The following is a 4,156-nucleotide window of genomic DNA, read 5'->3' on the forward strand; positions in this document are numbered from 1 at the left end:
GGGCGGTCCGGTCGGAGAGGGTCACCTCGACATGATGAAGTCCAGCGCGTAGCCGGGGGCGGTCGTCCAGTACGTGACTCGCTGGCCGTCGTTGGCGTACAGGGTGTCGACGGGCATGGGGACGTCGACCGGCTTGCCGGCGGTGCTGCCGGGCTCACGGCCCTGCAGGCTGAGCGTGATGCTCTTCGCCTCGTACTCGTCCATGGGGCCGTTCACGAGCAGGGCGGCGTACGCCTCCTGACCGGGTGCGAGGGTGAGGGGGCCGCCGGAGGTGGGGGCGCTGTCCTTGATGACGGGGGCCGTGGTGCGGCCGGCACCCAGCCGCACGAGCGGGTAGCGGTAGAGGTCGCACTTCTTGTCGCCGGCGTTCTGGACGGTGAGGAGCAGATGCCGGGCGTCGGTGCTGTCCGCCGGCTCCTTCACCGCGGACACGCCCAGGTCCCTCTGGGAGCAGGCGGGGACGGTGACGCGGGCGCCGCCGGCGTGGCGTGCCGCCGCCTCGTAGGTCTTCTCCGCGCCTGTCTGCGGGACGCGGGCGGACGCCGGCGAGACACCGTAGCCGAGCGCGAGGACGAGGCCCGTGGCTGCGGCCATGAGACAGGCAGCGGGGTGTTTCACGTTCATGTGGCAGTTCCTTTTCGATCGTCAGGAGGGCGTACGCGGCCGCGTGGTCCACGACGGGGGAGCCGGCCGCGTTCCCGCCGGTGGCGCGACACCGCCGTCCTCCCGCGGGGCCGTGGGTGCGCCACGGCCTTTCGGTGAACGGCTGTCGTGGCACCGGCGGGTTCAGCCGGTGCGACGGGCACAGCGTCGGATGCCCGGTGACCGTGGGGCAACAGCTGCCCCTAAGGCTGCGACGCTGGGACGGTCCCAGCACTGGTGACCTGGGAAGAAGCGCGTGCCTGGGATGCCGTTCAGGGATGCGGTACCGCGCGCCCGGCCGGCGGAACGCCCGTGCGGCACGGGAGTGACGAAAAGAGAAGGGGATGGTGTGACGGGGGAACCGACCCGGCCGCGGATACGTGCACGTAGGCGAGGCCACTGCCGGCGCCGACGGGGCCGCGCGGGCACGGAGCCGATGAACGGATGCGAGGTCGGACCGCATGGACGTAATCCGCGACGACGCGGCGCAGTTCGCGTCCCTGCTGGCACGGCTGAAGAGCCGCACGGACCGCAGCTACTCCTCGCTGGCCCGCCACCTTGACATGAACACCTCCACCTTGCACCGCTACTGCCGGGCAGAGGTGGTGCCGGCGGACTTCGCCGTGATCGAGCGGTTCGCCAACCTGTGCGGCGCCTCCCGCCAAGAGCGCGAGGAGCTGTACCGCCGCTGGATTCTGGCGGACGCGGAACGCCGGCGACAGCGCACGCCCGGGGCCCGGCGCGCGGTCGAGCCGAGCACCCGCGCGAGCGGTCCCGCGCTGACCGTGGCCGGGAAGCCGGACGGCCCGGGGGACAAGCCCACCGAGCGCAGCTCCCCGGCCGCCACGGGTCAGGAACGACTCCCGTCGGCACAGCGACGCCCCCCTTACGGGCGCCCCCGAGGACGGCTCACACGGGTGACGGCAGTGGCGGCGTCACTCGTCATCCCGCTGGCAGCTCTCACCGCGTCCGCCGCCGTCCGCGACAGCCCGCACCAGCGTGCGTCAGCGGTCCCGGGCCGCAGCACGCCGAGCGCCACGACGTCGCCGCCGCGCGGCGCGGGCCATCCACCGCCGGCCGCCGCCCCTACCCCGAGCGGCACGGGGCCATCGGCCTTCGCCCGCCCTTCGTCGAAGCCCTCGGCACCGGCCGCCGACAAGAGCGGCGAGAACGCGCGCGAAGACCCTACGGACACCGGCACGGTCGTTGCCGGGGCGCCCCTGACCTGGACCGCGGACTCCCACGTCTGGCAGCTCGAATGCGACCACGACTACGTCATCGCCAGACCGCCGCGTCTCGTTCCGCCGCCCCCCGTCCCGGCGGACGCGGCGGCGTGGGCCGGCTCCCAGGGGGCGGTGCACGGCCGTACCACCAACCTGCGGATCACGGTGCAGGGCCAGGGCCCGGCCGCCGTAGTCCTGACGGCACTGCACGTGCGCATCGCCGAACGCACCGCTCCCGCCACCCGCCCGAGCATCGCCTACTCCATGTACGAGGGCTGCGGTGCCGCCCTCATCCCGCGCTACTTCTCGGTCGACCTGGACACGCACCGGCCACTGGCCCGTTCAGTGCCGGGCAACGATCCCGGCAGGCCCGCCCCCGCGATCGACTTCCCTTACCGGGTGTCCCAGCGCGAGCCTGAGGTCCTGTTCCTCTCCGCCCGCACGGTCGCCTGCACCTGCGACTGGTACCTCGAACTCGACTGGTCCTCGCAGGGCCGGACCGGCTCGGTCCGCGTCGACGACCACGGCCGCCCGTTCCGCACCACGACCATCAAGGGGCTGCCGCACTACTGGTACCGCCACCCCGCCGGCTGGGTCCCGATGAAAGCCGCTCACGAGGATCCCGGAGCGGGCGGCTGAAAGGGGTGAAGACACGCTGCCCGGTTTCCGTGCCGTACCGCGCCGATCATGGCGCACACGCCGGACGGCGTGAAGGACAGGGTGGTGACGTGGTGACATCGGCAGAGACGTCCTGGGCGGCCCCGTGCAGGGGGCCGAGCCACGTCAGTCCGGCGAGCTGATCACCCGCGAAACCCAGCCGGAGCGCACTCCGCGACCAGAAAGAGGAACATCACGTTCCCCACCGCGAAGATCGCGGCCGGGCGTCTGTCCCGCGCGGTGCTGACGGCCCCGTTCTGACGGTGGCGGTCCTCCCCGGCCGAAGAGTCGATGCCGCCGTCCGCTCCGGGTCGGATTCGGCGCTTTTCCCTGTCATGCCGGTGAGAAGCGGGGGACATACAGTGGCAGCATGAACCAGCGGCTTGCCCTGCTCGAAAGCATCGAGAAGGGCATCCCGGAGACGGAGATCTTCCGGCTAGCTCTGCTGCACGGTGTGGCGGAACTGGGCGGTCTCGGCGGCGCGGTGCACCTGCGGGGCCCGATGTCCGCGCTTCGCCTGGTCGCGACGACGGGACTGCCCCCCGCGGTCGCACAGTCCTGGGAGATCATCGACCATGAGGGCGCGCAGCCGCAGGCCCTCGCAGTGCGTCTCGGTCGGCGGGTCTGGGCGCCGTACACCACCACCGGGGCCGATCCGCTGGCGGGCACGGGCCTGGCCGCCGTCCCCGTACCCGGCGTCGACCGTCTCAACGGCGTTCTGACGATCCTCACGCCCGGCCGGGAACCCACTGCCGAGCAGTGGGACTTCCTGTCCGCCCTCACCGCATGGTCGCAGCGCTGGGCCGCGTCGGCGCCGCCACCGGCCGGGCGCCCCCGGGAGGACCCGCTGACCTCCACCCATCGCGACCTGCGTGCCCTGCAAGTGGGCACCTGGGACTGGAACATCAGGACGGGCGAGCTCTTCTGGGACGAAGCCGCCATGATGATCTACGGTGCCGACCCGGACACCTTCGTACCGCGCGCCGAGAGCTGGATGAAGATCGTCCATCCCGACGACCTTCCCTCCATTCTGGCCGCCGTCGACAGGGCCATCCGGGACGTCACCATGTTCGAAGCGGAGTACCGGGTGCTCCGGCCGGACGGCAGCCAGGTGTGGACGCAGGCGCGCGCCAGACTCGTGCTCGACGCGGACGGCGACCCGTGCCGCCTGATCGGCCGGGCGTGGGAGAGCAACGAGTCGCCCGCCGCCCGCAACACCCTCGGCCGGGTCCTGCGGCACATGAGTGACAGCTTCCTCGCCCTCGACCACGACGGGAAGATCGTGTTCAGCAACCTTCCGGCCGAGCGCACCCTGGGGTACGCCGAGGAAGAGCTGACGGGCCGCGTGCTCTGGGACCTGCCGCCCGTGCGGCACTGGCCTGAGATGAGGGAGCGCTGCCGCACAGCGGCGATCGAGGGGAGACCCACGGAACTCGACGTGGAGGGCGCGTCGGGAGGGTCGTTCCACCTGCGCATCGTCCCTGTTCCCGACGGGATCACCATCTACGGCACCGATGTGACCGCCCGCCGGAGGGAAGAGGCGGCACGTGCCGCCGCACGCCGCGAGGCGGCGGAGCGCGCCAGGCGGACCGCGGACCTCACCACGGCACTCGCCGCGGCCACCACGTCGCAGG

General features: G+C 72.4%; 3 protein-coding genes. 2 read left to right on the forward strand and 1 reads right to left on the reverse strand.

The features are described from left to right. Nucleotides 1-21 precede the first annotated feature (21 nt). Complete coding sequence (locus ACFWN1_RS32045; RefSeq protein ID WP_384369861.1) at nt 22-624, reverse strand: DUF4232 domain-containing protein; 603 nt, start codon at nt 622-624, stop codon at nt 22-24. Nucleotides 625-1,103: 479 nt separating this feature from the next. On the opposite strand from ACFWN1_RS32045, the gene ACFWN1_RS32050 reads away from it, so the two are divergent. Together ACFWN1_RS32050 and ACFWN1_RS32055 are read left to right on the forward strand one after the other, a co-directional pair. Then, nucleotides 1,104-2,504, forward strand: coding sequence for a helix-turn-helix domain-containing protein (locus ACFWN1_RS32050; RefSeq protein ID WP_384369864.1), 1,401 nt, complete (start codon nt 1,104-1,106; stop codon nt 2,502-2,504). A 388-nt stretch (nt 2,505-2,892) separates the two neighbouring features. Further along, the coding region (locus ACFWN1_RS32055) for a PAS domain-containing protein (protein WP_384369867.1) at nt 2,893-4,156 on the forward strand (1,264 nt) is incomplete at its 3' end.

Origin of the sequence: Streptomyces sp. NPDC058459, assembly GCF_042721685.1 — a bacterium.
Classification (GTDB): Bacteria; Actinomycetota; Actinomycetes; order Streptomycetales; family Streptomycetaceae; genus Streptomyces.

What these genes read in the sequence shown, in the direction of transcription:
- ACFWN1_RS32045 (WP_384369861.1), bottom strand. Translation starts at nt 624, where the DNA reads ATGAACGTGAAACACCCCGCTGCCTGTCTCATGGCCGCAGCCACGGGC.
- ACFWN1_RS32050 (WP_384369864.1), top strand. Translation starts at nt 1,104, where the DNA reads ATGGACGTAATCCGCGACGACGCGGCGCAGTTCGCGTCCCTGCTGGCA.